Origin of the sequence: Allobaculum stercoricanis DSM 13633, from assembly GCF_000384195.1 — a bacterium.
GTDB lineage: Bacteria > Bacillota_I > Bacilli_A > Erysipelotrichales > Erysipelotrichaceae > Allobaculum > Allobaculum stercoricanis.
In genome coordinates, this window is record NZ_KB913034.1 from 769793 (window position 1) to 787765 (window position 17973).

The 17973-nt window shown below is 38.4% G+C and carries 11 protein-coding genes, 1 tRNA gene and 1 pseudogene; 11 read left to right on the plus strand and 2 right to left on the minus strand.

Annotation, left to right across the window (positions count from 1 at the left end; genetic code table 11):
* Positions 1-49 precede the first annotated feature (49 nt).
* The 5 genes and pseudogenes from ALLST_RS0103610 (at position 50) to ALLST_RS0103630 (ending at position 9147) form a co-directional block, all read left to right on the plus strand.
* Positions 50-889 carry an HAD-IIB family hydrolase gene (locus ALLST_RS0103610; RefSeq protein WP_019892705.1) on the plus strand — a complete coding sequence of 280 codons (840 nt, stop codon included), beginning with the start codon at positions 50-52 and terminating at the stop codon, positions 887-889.
* A 20-nt stretch (positions 890-909) separates the two neighbouring features.
* Positions 910-2145 (plus strand): MalY/PatB family protein, encoded by a 1236-nt coding sequence (locus ALLST_RS0103615; RefSeq protein WP_019892706.1) that lies wholly within the window; start codon positions 910-912, stop codon positions 2143-2145.
* Between the two features lie 590 nt (positions 2146-2735).
* Positions 2736-3985, plus strand: a pseudogene (locus tag ALLST_RS10775) (IS110 family RNA-guided transposase).
* A 93-nt stretch (positions 3986-4078) separates the two neighbouring features.
* A complete protein-coding gene (locus ALLST_RS0103625; RefSeq protein WP_026472767.1) occupies positions 4079-8218 on the plus strand; it encodes a leucine-rich repeat protein in 4140 nt (1379 codons plus the stop codon).
* Between the two features lie 374 nt (positions 8219-8592).
* Positions 8593-9147, plus strand: coding sequence for a hypothetical protein (locus tag ALLST_RS0103630; protein WP_019892708.1), 555 nt, complete (start codon positions 8593-8595; stop codon positions 9145-9147).
* 127 nt (positions 9148-9274) lie between these two features.
* Here ALLST_RS0103630 and ALLST_RS0103635 read toward each other — a convergent pair.
* Positions 9275-9351, minus strand: a tRNA-Pro gene (locus ALLST_RS0103635).
* Between the two features lie 322 nt (positions 9352-9673).
* On the opposite strand from ALLST_RS0103635, the gene ALLST_RS0103640 reads away from it, so the two are divergent.
* The 4 genes from ALLST_RS0103640 (at position 9674) to ALLST_RS0103655 (ending at position 14096) form a co-directional block, all read left to right on the plus strand.
* Positions 9674-11008, plus strand: a complete 1335-nt coding sequence (locus tag ALLST_RS0103640) for an MATE family efflux transporter (RefSeq protein ID WP_019892709.1) — start codon at positions 9674-9676, stop codon at positions 11006-11008.
* A 196-nt stretch (positions 11009-11204) separates the two neighbouring features.
* On the plus strand, positions 11205-12047 hold the full coding sequence (proB, locus tag ALLST_RS0103645; RefSeq protein ID WP_019892710.1) for a glutamate 5-kinase: 843 nt from the start codon (positions 11205-11207) through the stop codon (positions 12045-12047).
* A complete protein-coding gene (locus ALLST_RS0103650) occupies positions 12044-13300 on the plus strand; it encodes a glutamate-5-semialdehyde dehydrogenase (protein WP_019892711.1) in 1257 nt (418 codons plus the stop codon). Before proB ends, ALLST_RS0103650 begins: the two co-directional genes overlap by 4 nt.
* Before the next feature lie 22 nt (positions 13301-13322).
* Positions 13323-14096, plus strand: a complete 774-nt coding sequence (locus tag ALLST_RS0103655) for an HAD family hydrolase (protein ID WP_019892712.1) — start codon at positions 13323-13325, stop codon at positions 14094-14096.
* Positions 14097-14270: 174 nt separating this feature from the next.
* Here the strand turns inward: ALLST_RS0103655 and ALLST_RS0103660 are convergent, their stop codons facing one another.
* Positions 14271-15500, minus strand: coding sequence for a DUF4317 family protein (locus ALLST_RS0103660; protein WP_019892713.1), 1230 nt, complete (start codon positions 15498-15500; stop codon positions 14271-14273).
* Positions 15501-15712: 212 nt separating this feature from the next.
* Here ALLST_RS0103660 and ALLST_RS0103665 point away from each other — a divergent pair, with 212 nt between their 5' ends.
* Both ALLST_RS0103665 and cls read left to right on the plus strand, forming a co-directional pair.
* Positions 15713-16222 carry a methylated-DNA--[protein]-cysteine S-methyltransferase gene (locus ALLST_RS0103665; RefSeq protein WP_019892714.1) on the plus strand — a complete coding sequence of 170 codons (510 nt, stop codon included), beginning with the start codon at positions 15713-15715 and terminating at the stop codon, positions 16220-16222.
* Between the two features lie 180 nt (positions 16223-16402).
* Positions 16403-17938: a cardiolipin synthase gene (cls, locus tag ALLST_RS0103670; protein ID WP_019892715.1), complete on the plus strand. Its 1536-nt coding sequence runs from the start codon at positions 16403-16405 to the stop codon at positions 17936-17938.
* Positions 17939-17973: the final 35 nt, after the last annotated feature.

Genomic DNA, 17973 nt, shown 5'->3' on the forward strand with positions numbered 1-17973 from the left:
AATATTAAAGAACAACAATCAACACCAAGTGAATACATAGGAGTCATAGATGAAATCAATAGTTTTTATCGATTTAGATGGCACATTGTGGTGGAACGAAGTCATTCCTGATTCTGCAATTCAAGCAATAGAAAAAGCAGTTCAAAATGGCCATCTAGTGTTTTCAAACACAGGAAGAACGCGCTTTGCAGCTTGGCCAAGTTTAAAAGGATTACCTTTAAATGGCCAAGTCTATGCATCAGGGGCAGAAATTTGGCTTAACGGAAAATGCATTTTCTACAATCCTATTCCAGCAGAAAAAACAAAACGCTTAATTCAAAAACTGTCGGCATTTAATATTGGGATTGCGACTGAAGGTGTCAATAAATTGCACGGTAATGATCGTTGTCGCCAACGGTTTGATGCCGGATTGAATAAGCAAATTCAAGATAAAGATCAACCGGAAATCTTCTTTGAATTTTTAAATATGCCAGATTTATCACAGATGAGTGAAGAAGATTATCAAGAAGTCATGAAACTATCTTTAGTGGATGTCGAGATGGGATCACTCGATCAAATTTTGGAAGAAGAAGATATGATCTTTACGATTTTTGGCATTCAAGATGAAGATGAATTAATGAATGGTGAAATCACCCAAAAACAATTCGACAAAGGTCGTGCCTTTGATACAATTCGCAATATTTTAAAACAAGACTTTCACACAATTGCTCTAGGCGATTCCGCAAATGATATTTCCATGTTTGATGCTGCAGACTTAGCGATCGCAATGGGCAATGCAACAGAAGAGACGAAACAACATGCTGATTACGTGACTGCATCTGTACTCGATGATGGCTTGTATCAAGCATTTAAATATGCCGGATTATTGGAACCTGACCAAGAAGAATAAAAAAGCGAGGATGAAATAAGATGAAATACGATTTTACAACGATTATGGATCGCTATAATCAAGATGCGATTGCGGTGGAATATGTCCATGTGCCCCAAGAAGATGGTACAGCACCTACCATACCTGCAAATGAATTAAAGATTCAAGAAGGATTGGATTTGATTCCGATGTGGGTTGCGGACATGAACTTTCCCACTTGCCCATCCATTTTAGAAGCGATGGAAACGCGTTTACAACATCGTGCTTTTGGTTACTTTAAGCCTCGTCCAGAGTATTTCGAGTCTATTATTCATTGGCACCAAGTTCGTCATGGCGTTGTTGGATTAAAACCCGAACATATTGGCTATGAAAATGGGGTTTTGGGTGGCGTGATGAGCGCAATGCAGTTATTTTGTGCGCCTGGGGATAAAGTCCTTCTCCATTCTCCGACTTATATTGGCTTTACCAAATCATTATCCAACTATGGATATCAACTCGTTCATTCGCCATTAAAATTAGATGAACAAGGAATTTGGCGCATGGATTTTGCGGATATGGAACAAAAAATTGTCAAAGAGAATATCCATACCATGATTTTCTGTTCTCCGCATAACCCATCAGGACGAGTTTGGGAAAAAGAAGAATTGGAAACATTGGCGGCACTTTGTGAAAAATATGATGTCAAAGTGATCTGTGATGAAATTTGGTCAGATATCGTGCGGGCAGAATATCACCATATCCCTTTACAAATGGTCAACGATTGGATGAAAAACAATACGATTGCTTTCTATGCTCCATCTAAAACATTTAACCTTGCTGGACTTGTTGGATCTTATCACATTATCTATAACAAGACGTTAAGCGATCGCTATGCAAAATATGCATCTTTATCGCACTATAATTCGATGAACGTATTAAGTATGCATGCTTCAATTGGCGCATATAGTCAAGTCGGTATGGAATGGTGTGACGAACTAAATCAAGTCTTAGCGACGAATGTCGACTATGCCTATAGCTTTATCCAAGAACATTTCCAAGGTGTTAAATTGAGTAAACCACAAGGAACCTATATGTTATTTTTAGATTGCACAGAATGGTGTAAACAACATGACATGACTGTTGATGCCCTAATGCGTAAAGGAATTGAATATGGTGTTATTTGGCAAGATGGTCGACCATTCCATGGACCAAATCATATTCGTATGAATTTAGCGCTTCCGACTTCACGAGTTCAAGAAGCCTTCCGCCGTTTAGATCAATACGTATTGAATGTCTAGTCTGAATCCATAAATCACGATGTAAAAGAGGCCTATTTCAGTGCCTCTTTTTTATATCTAGCGAACTATTGCCTCTGATCTCAAAAAAATAAAAGCCGACAGGATAAAAAAATTTAAAAATATATCGTTTAGATCTAATATAGATGTAAGAAAAGTACACAGATATGATGATATATCTCTTAATTATGATGTTTGTATTTCTAAACTGTATGTTAAAAAACTTCATAATTGAATAGGGATATTCTATTCGTTTTTGTGGCGAAATATGCTTGTTTGTGTACGAAAAATTCTTAAAGAAAGGAAAAAGCTATTATGAAAGCAAAAAAAATAACCATACAGTCGGGCTCTACCACTCCTGATGTAACCGAGTGAATTTGATCACTCGGTCTTTTTTCTCTTGCTATACTGAAATTAGCGGAAGAGATCGTTGCTTTTTTGAGATTTGATCTCGCAAAAAAAATTGATAGAAGATCTTCTGTATGCACCACTGACTGTTTCGAAACAGAACGAATAATTCGCCCTGCTCGAGAACGTAGAAAAAAATATTAATTCGCAGAAGATCGGCCGCTTTTCTATTTTTGGAGGTAATTATGGAAAGACTATATGCGGTTTGTTGTGGTATCGATGTTCACAAAAAGATTTTGGTGCTTGTTTGAGAACGAAACAATCTACTGAAATTCGTTCTTTTGGTGCATCAACTCAAGATCTTCTTGATCTTGTGGATTGGTTAACAGCCAATCAATGCGCAGCTGTAGCGATGGAAAGTACAGCTTCATATTGGAAGCCTGTTTTTAATATTCTTGAAGGCTATGATTTAAACCCAATGGTTGTCAATGCTCAACACATGAAACAAGTTCCTGGACGAAAAACAGATGTAAAAGATGCTGAATGGATTTCTGATCTGTTAATGAATGGACTTCTTAAACCGAGTTTTATTCCAAATAGACGTCAAAGAGAACTTCGCGAACTATGTAGATACAGAAAATCATTGATCGTTGATTTAGGTGCTGAAAAGAATCGACTTCAGAAAATGTTAGAAGGAGCGAATATCAAACTATCTGGGACAATATCCGATATTAATGGTAAGAGTGGAAAAGCTCTTCTTGACTATATTGTTTCTGGCGAAATTTTTGACGACGAAGCTTATGAACGACTTCTTGCAGAAAAGTTGATTTCCAAACGATTAAAAGCACCTAAAAAACAATTGATCAAAGATATGCAAGGTTGTATCAGCCCAATTCAGGCAAAGATGATCAAAGTGATTCGAACTCATATTTCAGAACTTGAAGCGCACATCAAAGAACTGAATGACGACATTTCAAATCATCTAAACGAAGAAGAAGAAAACGCAGTTGAATTAATCAAAGACATCCCTGGTATTTCAGATACGAGTGCACAAACGATCGTTTCAATCATTGGAACAGATATGTCGCGCTTTCCAACAAGCGGAGCTTTGTGTTCATGGGGTGGACTATGTCCTGGAAATCATGAAAGCGCTGGGAAACGAAAGAATGGAAGAACAAACAAGGGAAATAAACTCTTAAGAAGTACTTTAGTTGTCTGTGCTCACTCAGCTGTGTTGAAAAAAGATTCTTACTTTGGAGAAATGTATAAACGGATTGCCTCACATAGAGGAAGGAAAAGAGCTATTGTTGCAGTTGCACACGCAATATTACAAATCATTTGGCAACTACTCAAAAAGAATGAGAGATATGAAGATTTAGGCTCAGATTACTTTGAAAAGAAAAATCACAAAAATAAGTTAGTATCAACTTTAAAGAAGCTTGAAAATTTTGGAATAACTCTCATGCCAGAACAACTGGCACAAGTAGCCTTCTAGAATTTTACTATTTTATTTTTTCAAAAACGTCAGGGATTTTGTGCGCTTTTTTCTAAAACGTTCGATTTGGTTACAGAAAAAAGATGCTTAAGCGTGCTTCTTAGTTTGGCTATGCTCACTTCTCCCTGCAGTCAAGTGGCTTTTGCCTATGATGTGGATGTAGCAACGTATCAGACTGATGATGCTGCAGAATCTACGATCGCACAAATAAGCATGCTGGACGAAACCGTGGCGGTACAGTACGTCCCTCAATCGGGGGAGGGGAAGGAGATTAGCGCATCTCCTATATTACCGACAACATTAGAGGCTATCGCCTATCAAGCAGAAAGCGAACTACAACCGATTTCTATTGAAGGGGTCACTTGGACGGCAACGCCAGAATATGATCCGACAATTCCAGGTGAATATATCTTCACTCCAATACTTCCACAAGGGTATACATTAGCACAAGATGTAGAGTTGCCTATGATTACAGTGGTTGTAGAGATGAACGAGACGACTTCGTTATATGCTAGCGGCGAAGTGATCGAAGATGTCGAAATCGAATTGGAGGGTTTTACTTATACGTTTGATTTAGACACAGAAAACAAAACGGCTTGCATGACGGATATTTCTGAACCGGCACAAGAGAGTACTGTGACAGTTCCTGAAACCTTTGAATATAACGGTGAAGTTTATACAACTACAGAACTATCGTGGGGATTATTCTCATCAGACATAGCTAACGTTACAGGATTGATTTTGCCTAATACGTTGGAGGATGCAAATGTTTCTTTTTCAAGATTTCCGGATTTGAAAGAGTTGACGATTCCAGGCAGTGTTAAAAATTTTGACGGTGATTTCCAAAATATGGATAAACTTCAAACACTCACCTTTAGTGAAGGAGTAGAAGAAATCTCTGCCAACTCCATGGTGAATAATTGCGAGGCCTTGACCACAGTAAATCTTCCATCAACTTTGAAAAGAATTACCGCGACATCAGTATTTGGTGGTGCTTCAGCTTTACAAAATATTTCCTTGCCTGATGGCTTGGTGATTACGCAGATAAGTCTATTTTCAGATTGTACCGCTTTGACTAGCGTTGATCTTCCGGCTTCTATAACAGAGATTCCCGAGAGCACATTTAGTGGCTGCACGAATTTACAAAGTGTCACGGCGCAAGGAACGATCACAAACATCGGCTTACGGGCATTTAATGAATGCCCAAATTTGACGACAATCCCCGATCTGAGTCAAGTAACGAACATCGGTGAATATGCATTTGAAAAATGTGAGTCTTTGACTGGACCGGTAGATTTAGGCAATGTGACAAATATGGGTGGCTACGCCTTTAGTGAGTGTAAAAAACTTTCGGGCGCATTGGATTTATCGAAACTCGATGTTATTCCAGCCTACGCCTTTACGTATGCTTCGGGTATTACAGACATTCAGTTCAGTGATCATTTGACGTCCATCGGAGATTGGGCGTTTGTTTGGGCTGGCGTTAGTACACTCGACTTTCCAAAAACATTACAAACGATTGGTACTTATGCTTTTTACAATGCAAGCAGATTGTCCGGTACAATCAAAATTCCCGATAGTGTGATCTCTATTGGAATAGGTACTTTCCAAAGCACAGTGGTGGAAAGATTTGAAATTGGCAGTGGTATTGAAAGCATCGATGCCGATGTTTTTACTGACAATGCGGCGCTCAAAGAGATCGTATTTGATAACAGTCAGGACAATGTGACGATCACAGGTACTCTTCCGGCCAATATTACTGTTACCTATGCGCAACAATCTATTGATGATAATGTGGGAGATAAAATTTCTGATGATACAAATGCTCCTACTTTGCAAGAGGCAGTGAATGCTGCGGCGCAAGCAGAAAACGGCATTGTAACGTTAGAAAAGCATATTAAGCTCAATGAAGTGGTCACAGTCCCATCTGGAAATACCGTCACCATAACGACAGAGCAGCCATATCAAATTGCTGGAACGCAAACAGCTAATGATTTGAAGAATCTTTTTGAGGTAGAACCAGGAGGTTCTTTGGTGATTAGCGGGCCAGTTACTTTGTTTGGCCGCTACAACACCGGTAGTATCGTATTGAACAAAGGAATGTTCGAATTAACTGGTGAAGCAGTGGTAACAGGATCAAAAATAACTAATGATTCAGCTAATGGAACTGGCACTGCCGGTTTGGGAGTTATCGATAGCCGGGGAGAAGGAGCAGTATTCACTTTATCCGGTGGTAAAATTACAGACAATGCACTCAATTCTAACACAGTAGCATACAGTGGGATTGTCCGGGCAAGCGAAGGTGCTCGTGTGCAAATTACAGATGGCGAAATTTCAAACAATGATGCAACAACCGCTGCGGCACTGAATTGTTCTTCCGGCGTTTTGTTATATGGAAATGCTAGTGGTGAAATGAGCGGCGGTAGCATCAGTGGCAATGCAGGACATCGCGGTAGTGCCGTGATGCTCTGGGGAGATGATGAAAATCAGCGTACGACTTTTGAATTGTCAGGGAGTGGTGAAATTACTGGCAATGTTTGTACCTCTGCTCGCAAAGACAAAGGTTCTGGAGCAGTCCATGTTGAGAACAATGCTACTTTGATTATGTCTGGAGGTAGCATCTCCAATAACAAAGGTGTTCAAGGCGCAGGAATTTGCGTTGTAGATGGACATTTACAACAGAATCAACCTGAATATAAAACTGCTTTTGTAATGAATGGTGGTATCATCTCTGGAAATAGAGGGAATACTGGCGGCGGTATCTATTCTTATTCGAATGGAGTAGAACTTAATGCCGGAACAATCAGCAATAATACTGCTGCTAATATGGGTGGCGGTATGTATTGTGAGGGCAACTACGACTATTACAGTACAATGCATTTATCAAATGCTTTAATCACCAATAATACTGCACGACAAGGCGGTGGCATGTGGTTTTGTGCTACCGGCACAACGACTGTTCATGTGACTGACGGAGCAGCGATTTTTGATAATACAGCAGTGGATACTGACCTTCAAACAGGAGCAGGGGATGATTTTGTATTCTCTGCTAGATCCGCAGATAACTACCCAGCAACTTTAGCTAATCGTATGTTGGGTGGTGGAGCTGTTCAGTGGTACAAAGATGGGGCTGTTTATCTGCCAGGGGCCGGCTTATATCCAACGACTAGCGATACGCCTCGGTATGGTATGGATGGTTCAGACCCTAATCCAGTAACTGTGAACGGATATAAAGAATGTTTAGCTTTGAAGGCAATTCCACTTTCTGATGAAGTTAAAAATGTTGCTAGAAATGAAGCAAGTTTGATCATTACTGGAAATACAGCGGATAAAGGTGGCGGTATCGGCTCAAATGGCGGTATTGTCATCGGAACAGAAGCGACAACTGAAGTTGATGTAAATAAGGTATGGATTGGGGATCGGGAGAATGATCGCCCTGCATCGATTACAGTAAACCTACTTGGTAATGGTGTAGTCATTGATACTGTTACTTTAACGGCAGAAAACAATTGGGCGCATAAATTTGCCAACCTGCCGACAGTTGATAAAAATGGGCAATCTTATACTTATACGGTATCTGAAGTAGCTGTCCCTGGATACACAAGCGTGATTACCGGTGATGTTCAAACTGGATTTACGATCACCAACACGAAAACGGACAGCCCAACTAGCTCTACAAGCTTAAAAGTAGAAAAGATCTGGAAGCTAGATAATGGTGGTAAAGCGACTGAATCTATTCAAGTTAAATTACTTCGTGATGGAAAACAGTATGAAATCGTAGAACTAAATGAGGAAAATGGATGGAAATATTCTTGGAATCAATTGGACGATCAATATGATTGGTCGGTTACCGAAGTAGATATTCCTGACGGCTTTACAGCAATCGTTTCTCATCAAGGAAATCAATGGACAATCACTAACGATGATCAACCAAATCCAACAGGCCCAACGGATCCATCTAAACCAACAGACCCTTCTAAACCAACAGACCCTTCTAAACCAACAGACCCTTCTAAACCGACAGATCCATCAAAGCCAACGGATCCATCAAAACCAACGGATCCGTCTAAACCAACGGATCCGTCTAAACCAAATGGAAATAATGGATCTTCACAAACACCACCAACTGGATACAATACGAATCTAGTTCTCTCACTTAACTTGCTTATTCTGTCTACTGCTGCAATTGCTTGGATCGCAATTTTTGGTCGTAAAAAAATATACGGTAAGTAATTGAGAAAAGTCTTGTTTGTTATCACAACGCCTTTGCGATTAAATTTGTAAAGGCGTTTTATTATGCCTTCGGTTGGATGAAAATAGGCTTGAATCAGCATAATGATCAAAACAGCATGTTTTATGGATTCAATCTTGTATGGCATAATCCATAAGTATAATTTTGATTCGAATGTTTACTTAAAAATAACGAAGTATAAAGAAAGTGAATCTTTTTATAATTAAAATTGTGAGTGGATCATGTCGTAAAATTTTGATTTCTCACAAGGATTGCGGTTATAATAATTGGCATTGACGGTTTTACGAAAATATGAATGATTTAAATTAATTTTCGATATTTAAAGCGAATTTTAAATGGAATCGATGGAGGCTTTATGTTTAAACGTTTACTCACTGGACTTTTGCTTATGACATTTTTAGTCGGGTGTGGTTGTTCTTCGAAAGATGGCAATCAGGCAAGTCAACAAAACTCTACCCAAAATGGCAATAGCCAAGCTCTAGTTGATGAACACGGCCATATCATTAAAACGACAAAAGCTAAAGATGATATCGAAGTTGACTTAACGACACAAGGATGGCAATTAAAAACAATCAATGCCGGAGAGCTTGGTTTATCGGATCGTCCCAATATTACGCAATCATTTGGCGGATATAGTCCAGATACGGGACGCATGATTTTTGCGTTGTGGTTTACAAGTGAACAAGAAGCAAAAGATGCGTACAGTGTGTATTTAAATGGGGAAGCGAATATCAAAAACCAAGATGGTGAAAACTATCAACAATCTTTGGTTCAATTAGAAGGTGAACAAGGAATTTGGTTATTGCGTCAAATTGAAAAAGAAGTGTTGGGCATTTGGGCTCCTAATGGCACGAGTCAAGCAGATTTAATCAGTGTTTTGGATAGTTTCCAAGAAAATGCCAAAGCTTAAAAAAGAAAAGATTGCGTTTTGTTGAGGGCTTTATAAGCAAAAAACAAAACGCTTTTTTGTTGGATCGACTTCATATTGAAAAACGAGCAGAAAAAAACACCATCAAGCGATGGCGTTAATATTTAAGTGGTCAGGATGGCGGGATTCGAACCCGCGCTCTCTTGGTCCCGAACCAAGCACTTTACCAAGCTAAGCTACATCCTGGAAACAAATCGTATTTTATCACGATTCAAGCAAATCACAACCTATGAACCTGAACAAGAAAATCTACAAGGTATCGGTACCATATTGATGCTTGCTTCGATAATTAGTCAATTTGCGATCTCTTTTTGAAAGCTTCGGTTGATCCTGGATAAAAAGCATTGAATTTTGTCAGAAAATTGCATATAAATTTGTCGAATCACTGTATAACGTGAATTAGAGTCAAGTACCTTGTATAGGTGAATATGAGGTTTTGCGTCAGTCTTTCTATCGTCGACTTTTGAGGATGGAAACAACTGGCGTATTTTTTTAGGAGTGTGAAGAGATGGAACGAGCTGCAATTCGAACAGAGTTTTTGCGCTATATTCTATTGAGCGTTTTAGGAACACTGGGTGTTTCTTGTTATATTTTGGTGGATACATATTTCGTTGCGGAAGGGCTGGGTTCAAATGGTCTAGCTGCTTTGAATATTGCAATTCCTGCATACAATTTAATCCATGGTACAGGATTGATGATCGGGATGGGCGCGGCAACCAAATTTTCTATTTGTAAAAGCCAAGGAAACCAAGGATTAGTCAATCGCATATATACCAATACGTTATATTTAGCTTTAGCATTTTCCATTATTTATATGTTGCCGGCGTTTTTCTGTTCTCGCCAAATTGCAAGTTTACTTGGGGCAAATGCGGAAATTTTAGAACTAACCAATACGTATTTACAAACGTTGATGCTCTTTTCGCCAGCATTGATTCTGAATAATATTTTTCTTTGTTTATTGCGCAATGATGGCAGTCCGCATTTAGCCATGATGGCAACATTAATGGGAAGCTGCTCCAATATGTTGATGGATTACATTTTTATTTTTCCATGCAAGATGGGTATGTTAGGGGCGATTTTAGCTACGGGAATTTCGCCGATTTTGAGTATGTTGATGATGACACCACATTGGTTGAAACGCAAAAATACATTTCACTTCATCAAAACGAAAATTGATCTGCGCATTATGAGTTGGGATTTATCAATCGGTTTTCCTTCCTTTGTTGCCCAAATTTCAACGGGAATTGTGATGATTACCTTCAATGCGATTATTCTTCAATTAGAAGGAAATATCGGGATTGCGGCTTATGGGGTGATTGCGAATATCGCTTTAGTCGTAACCGGAATTCATACGGGGATTGGTCAAGGGGTACAACCTTTAATTAGTCGCTATTTTGGCCAAGGAAAACATGAACAACTTCAACTTGTTTATCGCTATGCCAAACTTACGGCATTTGCCGCTTCAGCATTGATGTATGCGGTGATCTTTGTTTTTGCAACACCAATTACAGCGGTCTTCAATAGTGAGGGCAGTGCGACTTTACAAATGATTTCGGAACTCGGCTTAAAGCTGTATTTTCTATCTGCTCCCTTTGTGGGCTATAACACGATTTTGGCGACTTATTTCACATCAATTGAAAAGACCCTTCCGGCTCATGTTTTATCGATTTTGCGCGGATTGATCTTAATTCTACCAATCGCATTTATTCTTGCTTATATCGGTCAAATGGTTGGTGTATGGCTGGCTTATCCGGTAACTGAATGCATTGCAGCAATCCTTGGTTTTTGTATTTTCAACAAACAAATGAAGAAAAGAAAACAAGCGCAATTCAACGTCGACTAATCCTAAACTGACAATGGATAAGTGAAAATTATTCGAAATTAATAGAATTGAAAAAGGCTTTGCCAATGCCCATTTAATGGGAAGGTAAAGTCTTTTTTGTCACTGTTATTGTCAAATTTTTTAGCTATAACCAAGAGGTTGAATAGTTGTAGAGTAAATTTCTTTCGGATTTTTATCTTTTGATTAAAATAGACCCATGAAAATGTTAAGAGAAAAAATAAAAGATGCAAAACGCATCGTGATCAAAGTCGGATCTTCGTCTTTGACTTATCCAGAAACGGGAAAACTGGATCTAGCTAAAATGGAAGTTTTAGTGCGCCAATTAAGCTCCTTACAAAATGCGGGAAAAGACGTTGTTCTTGTTTCTTCTGGAGCAATCATGGTGGGCTGGCAAGCTTTAGGATTAGATAGTCGTCCACAAGCTGTTTCCCAAAGACAAGCTTGTGCCTCTGTTGGCCAAGCGCGATTAATGATGTTGTATCAAAAATTCTTTTCTGAATATGGACAACATTGTTCACAGATTTTATTGACGAAATATTCACTCGTACATGATCAACCAAGAAACAATGCGATGAATACATTTGAAGAACTTCTTCGTTTAGGTGTTATTCCAATCGTCAATGAAAATGACACGATTTCAACGGATGAAATTGAAGTAGGCGATAATGACACCCTTAGTGCAATTGTCGCTTCACTCATCCAAGCTGATTTATTGATTTTATTATCGGATATCGATGGATTATATACAGATGATCCGAATAAAAATCCCAATGCGCAGTTTATCGATGAAGTGCAAGAACTAAGCGAAGAGATTTTAAAACTTGGCAAAGGATCTTCTAGTGCGGTAGGGACAGGCGGAATGGCCACCAAACTTAATGCTGCAAAACTAGCAAGTGCGAGCGGTTGTGACATGGTGATTGCCAATGCTCAAGATTTCCATATTATTTCGCGCATTATGCAAGCAGAAAAAGAAGGAACGTTCTTTGTCGCAAATCAAGATCCAAATTATCGATTGGATCAATTTTTGGAGGCATTATGAGTACACTGATTCAACAACTCGGCAAGCAAGCTAAAGAAGCATCCCGAGTTCTCGCGAAATTAACAACGCAACAAAAAAATGAAATTCTTGTTCAAGCCGCAAATGCTTTATTAGATCATAGTGATGAAATATTAAAAGCAAATGCGCAAGATTTAGAGCGCGCTAAACAAAATGATATGCCTAAACCACTTCAAGATCGTTTGATGCTTAGCCAAGCGCGTATTGAAGCAATCGCAAAAGGGATGCAAGAAGTCGCTGAACTCGAAGATCCTGTTGGGCAATTTGTCCATATGGAAAAACGTCCAAATGGTTTATATATGATGCAAAAACGAGTTCCTTTTGGTGTTATTGCAGTCATTTATGAAGCTCGTCCAAATGTGACGGCAGATGTCTTTGCGCTTTGTTTTAAATCAGGCAATGCGACAATTTTAAAAGGTGGCAAAGATGCAGCGTGCAGCAATCTTGCGATTGTTACAGTGTTGCAACAAGCATTACGCCAAGCAGGAATAACAGAACATGCAGTGCAATTATTAGAAGATAATTCGCGCGAAACATCTCGTGAATTAATGCGTTGTCATGATTATGTAGATGTATTGATTCCACGCGGAGGAGCGGGATTAATCCGTTCTGTTATTGAAACGGCAACGGTACCTGTCATTGAAACTGGAACGGGCAATTGCCATGTTTTTGTAGACGATTCAGCTGATTTAGACATGGCAGTATCGATTATCGTCAATGGCAAGACACAACGCGTTGGTGTATGTAATGCGGTTGAATCATTACTTGTAACGCCAAAGAATGCCAAAGTATTATTAGAGCGATTGGATCAAGAATTTTCAAAATATCCTGTCACTATTCATGCCCAAAAAGAGCTTTTGGACTATGTCCAACAAAATCCAAAATTTGAAGCAACAACAGAGGATTGGAAAACAGAATATTTAGATTATGAAATCTCCATTAAAGTCGTTAAGGATATCGATGAAGCGATTGAACATATTAATTGCTATAATACCGGTCATTCCGAATGCATCGTCACCCAAGATTTCAAACATGCTGAACAGTTTTTAGATGAAGTGGATGCGGCGGCTGTTTATGTTAATGCTTCTACTCGTTTTACCGATGGACATGAATTTGGCTTGGGAGCGGAAATTGGTATTTCTACCCAAAAGCTGCATGCTAGAGGGCCAATGGGATTACAGGCATTAACGACGACTAAATTTGTGATTTACGGAAATGGACAAGTCCGCCCTTAATCCAAATGGAATAACAATTTCTATGACAACAAATACAAACAAAAAAGAAATTCGCGCAATTTGGATTGATGTTGACCAAACACTATTAGATTTTGATTTATGTGCGAAATCGGCTTTGATCGATGTCTTTGCTTGGAAAAATTTGGAATGGAAAGAAGAATACTATCCTATTTTTTTAGTCGAAAACGCCAAGTTATGGGATCAAATTGAAGAAGGACAAATCACAAGAGATCAGTTGCGAAAAATTCGTTTTGAAATCATGTTTGAAAAATGGCAAATTTCTGATCATCCAGATTCCGAATTTGAAGCTTATTTTTCTAAACAGCTGCATAGCTATGCCCATCCAATGCCAAACGCTTTACAAGTTTTACAAACACTTGTTCAACAAAATTACCCACTGTATATCGTTTCGAATGGTCCGGCAAAAGGACAACGCAATCGATTGCAAAAAGCAGGGATGTTAGAATTGTTTAAACACGTCTTTACGAGCGAAGAATTAGGTTATGAAAAACCAAATGTACAATTTTTTGAACAAGCGCTTTTGCAAGTAAGAATCGATCAAGATGACCCGACCATTTGTCCAAGTCAAATTCTTGTCATTGGCGATTCTTGGAAAGCTGATATTTGTGGATCATTAGCATTTGGCTCGCAGAGCATTTGGTTTAGACGCAATCGTGAATTTGATCCTTTCGAACACCCCGATGAGCCTAGTGTGCTAGAAGCATATAATTGGAACGAAGTGATGGAAATGATTTCTTCAACATTTACTTCGCCAATTTCTCAATCTAATGAATAAAATCATGCAAACTCTTTTAGATGATGGATCAAAGTAGATCTGATAAGCTCCCAATTTATTGAACACGATCAATACAAAAATCATGTTCATTAATAGGGAGCTTTTCTTATGGGAAAAAGAAAAAAGAGTATCTACGCTAAGACACTCTTTGAAGTTTATGCAGGTGTTGAAAGACTAAAACGTTGAATTTGTATCAGATTCCAGTAAAGGTTGGGCATCTGCTTCTTGTTTGTCTTGTGTTGGTAAGACCCGAATTGCTTTAGCAGGGGTAAGTAAATTGGCGGGGAGTCCGGAAATTTCTAAACCATCATTCATTTCAATGACTAAACAAGGACGACCATCGATTGTTTTTGTACGTACAAATTCTAGGGCGTCATCACGAATAGAAATTGAGATCGAAGGCGCTTTGAAAGAAACTTTACCTGTTTCCATTAAATTGACAGCCGCAACTTCTTGGTCTTCTAAAATTTTACTAAAGGAAGAGTCGAAAAAATGCATGTTTTCATCAGGGGCACCTGAAGCGACTAGTAAATCTTTAATGCGGGTTTTATCCATCATGACCATGGAATCTTCATTGTCATTTTCGTCGATATAATCAGCTAAATTTTCATGGAACTTCAATGCGGTTTTCGTATCCATTCCATTAGGGAAAATATCAGCGATCACTTTCGCAAAGCCTTCAGCTTGTTCAGGAGCGGAGCTGACAAAAGGAATATGGAAGTAATCCTCAATTAAATCGATATTTGGTTTTTTGGCGCTTTTGGCATGATAGAGAAAGTGGTTCACATCACTAGCACGCCCACTAAAGGACGGGTATAAAAATGCATCAAGTGGTGGGGTAACGATTTGCATTTCGTCGTTTACTTTGCGTTGCACTTCGTTTGTTTCATGATTGTAGAATAAACCGATTTCAGTCAGTTTTGCTTCTGAAATAGCGACGATCATAAAACGGAATACCGAGTTTTCTTCGAGAATTTCGTTGTTTTTATTTAAAGCTGGAGCGGCGTACTCAAAAATACCAGCGATGATATAAACAGGGTTGCGATAGTCGCCTTTCACTAATAAATCTTTAACGAGTTGTTCAAATTCTTCTTTGATTAAAAGTGAGCCATTTTTATAGGCAAAGAAAGTTTCTTGTAGGGCTTTAGATTCAGGAACGCTATGATCAAAACCGTATTCGATTAAGTTTTTTCCATAAGTTCCAGATAAACTTTTTTTAAAAATATCGAAGAAGAGTTCACCTTCTTCTTTTTCTAAAGTGTCGCCATGAATTAAACGCGTAAAGCGAACGACAGGTTCGCCATCGTTGCAACGGCCGTAACCTTCTTGGATTCCTTTTAAATAAAGCGTTTCGTTTTCGTATTTTAACTGTTTTTTAATTTCGTTTAGTTCTTTTTTATTCATCGTTATGTCTCATTTCTAATGAAATCGATTGGACATCGATTTGTTTACGGGTGGATTGATTGTATCAATTTTTCTTCGAATAGAAAAAGAAAGATCTGAAGAAATCGTAAAGCTCATCAAATTGAAAAGAGATTGGATATTGATGGTAGGAGATAAAATGGATAATGTTTTGTCTTAGAATATTGACCAATACGAAGAGTTGGAGGAAGACAATGCAATATATCAGTTATTATGAGTCGCCACTAGGTAAGATGTTATTAGCGGGTGATGAAGTGGGATTAATAGGGCTTTGGTTTGAAGGACAAAAATATTTTGGCTCAACTTTGAATTCTGAAGCTAAAGAAAAAGAAATTCCTTTATTTAACGAGACTAAAAAATGGCTCGATCTTTATTTTGCGGGTCAAAATCCTGATTTTAATATTCCACTGCATTTGATTGGAACTCCTTTTCAAAGGGAAGTATGGAAATTACTTTGTGGTATTTCTTATGGTCAGACAGCGACTTATGGAAATCTTGCTAAAGAGATGGCTGAACAAAGTGGGCTGGATTCTATGTCCGCTCAGGCAATTGGTGGAGCTGTCGGTTGTAATCCCATTTCGATCATTGTACCTTGTCATCGAGTTGTGGGAGCGAATGGAAAACTGACTGGCTATGCCGGGGGAATTGATAAAAAAGTGGAACTGTTGAAGCTCGAACGTGTTGGTTCATTGAGAGGTAGTTAACTGAACTGGATGTAAGGTGAATAATCATCTTTTTTTGATAAAATGTTATTCATCGATCGAAAACGAAAAGGAATGGATTATTTATAAGCTCATTTCTTTATATCGAGACACATATTTGGCTTATTTTTTTGATGAGTCTAAACTCTTTAATAAATGCACAAAGAAAGGAGTAGATAAAGAATGAAAACATTCAAGAAGATATTGAAGTCAAAAGCGTTATATATTGGCTTATCACTGTTCATTCAAGTGATCATTTTATTTTTGTTGATGACTTACTTTGGACGGGAATTTGTATCGATTTATTACGTGATGTTGGCTTTATCGATCATTGTTTCGATGTTTGTGATTAATCGCGAGTCGGATACATCTTCCAAACTTTTATGGGTGTTTATGATTATGGCTCTGCCATTCTTTGGTGGCATATTGTATTTGCTTTTTGGAGGACGCAAAATTCCTAAAGCATTAATGATTCAAGATAGACAAGCTTATGCCGACTATACAGCATATGCCGAGCAAAACTTAAAGACGCTCCAAGCGCATGAGATTGAAGATCCAACGTTATTAAGAATGACTTCTTTGGCTTGGAACAATGGCTATTTTCCTGTTTATGCCAACATGGGATGTCGTTATTATCCAAAAGGTGAAGATCAATTTAAAGCGCAGATGGATGCAATTCGCCAAGCGAAAGAGTATGTCTTTATCGAAACATATATCATTGACCAAGGGACCGTTCTTGATGAAATGGTTGAATTGTTAGAACAGAAAGTCAATGAAGGTGTTGATGTTCGACTGATGTACGATGACTTTGGATGTATTTTAAATTTACCAGAAGGATTCGATGATCGATTACGGGCTAAAGGAATTCAAGTTCATCCTTTTAACCCGATTCATGCCCAACTAGCCATTCAGATGAATAACCGTGACCATCGCAAAACAATTATTGTCGATGGAAAAGTAGCATTTACGGGTGGGTCCAATTTAGCGGATGAGTACGTAAACCGAATTGAACGATTTGGATATTGGAAAGATATGGGGATTGAAATTCGAGGCAAAGCTGTCGAACCTTTCGTCATCGCTTTCTTGCAAATATGGAATTATGAGGCAAATGTCAATACGCCTTATTATCCATACATTTACGATTATGGAACATATGAGCCAGATACCAATCAAGGATATGTTCTTCCGTTTTTTGATTCACCAACGGATAACTTAAATACAGGGAAACGATTCCACCAAAATATGTTGTCGCTTGCGAATAAAACATTCTGGATTACGACACCATATTTAATTTTGGAAGATGAAATGTTGTCGTCTTTAAAATTGGCCGTGGAAAATGGGGTGGATGTGCGCATCGTTGTGCCTAAAATTCCTGATAAAAAAACAGTGTATGAAGTGACCAAAGCGAATGAGGAAATTCTGACGCGCTATGGGGTGAAAGTTTATGAATACACACCAGGATTTATCCATGGCAAAGTGACATTAGTAGATGATGAACAAGCACTCTGTGGAACAGTAAATATGGATTTCCGTTCGTATTATTGCAACTATGAATGTGGAACGTGGTTGTATAAAACACCCGCAATTCGCGATATTCGTGCAGATTTTGAAAATATCTTTACTCAATCCCATCTTGTTACATTAGAAGAAGTAAATAAAACAAATCCATTTGTGCGAATTTACCGGCAAATTCTAAAAGTATTCTCGCCATTGATGTAATCCAATCAATTAATAAAGTAAAAAAGACCAGTGAT